Here is a 1,288-nt window from a genome sequence, read left to right as displayed (position 1 = left end):
CCCGAAATCGCCATGAGCATCGTGGCCGAGATGACGGCGTTGCGGCGGGGTATGGACCTGAGTGGGCCGCTGAGCAACTGGGCGGGGTCGAAGACGGTTTGCAAGACCTGTTGAACGCCTTTGAAGTTGGCGGGGGGTGCTTCTCGGTTCGGCATGCGAGCGACATTCAACACGTCATTGTCCAGATTCGGATCTGCCCCGATGGTCGGTCCTGGCGATGCTTGTCGGACTCGAAACACAATCCGTGGTGGGGCAACAACCTACGAAGCCTCCCTCAGGCCAAGGTTTTGTACAGCCGCCCTTCAAGCGCAAGACATTCACCGAAAGCGGGCCGGGCCTTTGTCTGTGCCCAGTAGGCATCCAAACCTTTGGCACCCTGAAATCCCACGCCCGACTGCTCACACAACATCAGCGCCCAGGCCAGATAGGCATCGGCCACGCTGAAGCGGTCGCCCACCAGGAAGGGTCGATGTGCCACCCGGTCTGCAACCGTTTGCAGCCTGCCGGCCAGCAGTCCTTGGGACCATTCTTTGACGGCGTCTGGCGCATCGCGTTGAAACAGCGGGTAGAGACACAGCTTGTGGATCTCGGTGCCGATGAAGCTCAACCACTCCAGCAATTCGTCATGTTCCACCGTGCCGGGATTTGGCAGGTAACCGCCGTACCCTTCAAGGGCGGCATGCCGGGCAAGGGCCTGCAACACAGCGCTGTTTTCGGTCAGCAGCCGCCCATCGTCAAAGCGCAGCACGGGAACCTGACCTTTGGGGGCGACGCTGAAGTAGTCAGCGCCGGTGTCGAGCTGTTTGCGCAACAGCGCGACCGGAATGAGGTTGACGGGCAGGCTGGATTCCCGGATCAGCAGGTGGCAGGCAAAGGAGCAGGCCATTGGGGCGTAGTACAGGTCCATGGCAGTGCTCACAGAGGAGAAGGAATGCGGGCTTCCAGCGCCACAAGGCGCTCGGTGCCTTCAGACTCAAACTGGCGGACGAAGGTCTGCGCCATGGTCGGCGCGTCGTCGGGTGTGCCATTGCCAAAGGGAGGCGCCGGGTAGTACTCGATGCCGAGTTGCACGATCTTGGCGACGTCCTCCCCAGCGATGAGCCCCGCGAGGAACAAGCTGGCATCGATGCTGGCCGACGGCGAAGGTGGGGAGCCGTGAGCGCCGCGGTGGTGCTGTGCGGCCGGCGCCTTCCCCGAGGCTTCGCGATGGAGCGAGCCACGGTGGTCCCCGACCTGTGCGAGCGGCCGTCCGAGGTCGGCGCGGCCGCCGCCGGCGCCGACCGCCTTG

1 protein-coding gene and 1 pseudogene are annotated in these 1,288 nt (G+C 63.7%); both read right to left on the bottom strand.

Features of this window, described 5'->3' with window-relative positions:
• Nucleotides 1-274: 274 nt before the first annotated feature.
• Nucleotides 275-907, bottom strand: coding sequence for a glutathione binding-like protein (locus ABYB95_RS23625; RefSeq protein WP_372662861.1), 633 nt, complete (start codon nucleotides 905-907; stop codon nucleotides 275-277).
• 8 nt (nucleotides 908-915) lie between these two features.
• A pseudogene (locus ABYB95_RS23620) lies at nucleotides 916-1,288 on the bottom strand (hypothetical protein); the annotation flags it as partial.

The sequence above is a fragment of the Hydrogenophaga sp. genome, assembly GCF_041633695.1.
Classification (GTDB): Bacteria; Pseudomonadota; Gammaproteobacteria; order Burkholderiales; family Burkholderiaceae_C; genus Hydrogenophaga.
This window is presented reverse-complemented; position numbering and strand designations above follow the sequence as displayed.

Coding starts and splice junctions, on each gene's coding strand:
- ABYB95_RS23625 (WP_372662861.1), bottom strand. CDS start 907: ATGGACCTGTACTACGCCCCAATGGCCTGCTCCTTTGCCTGCCACCTG.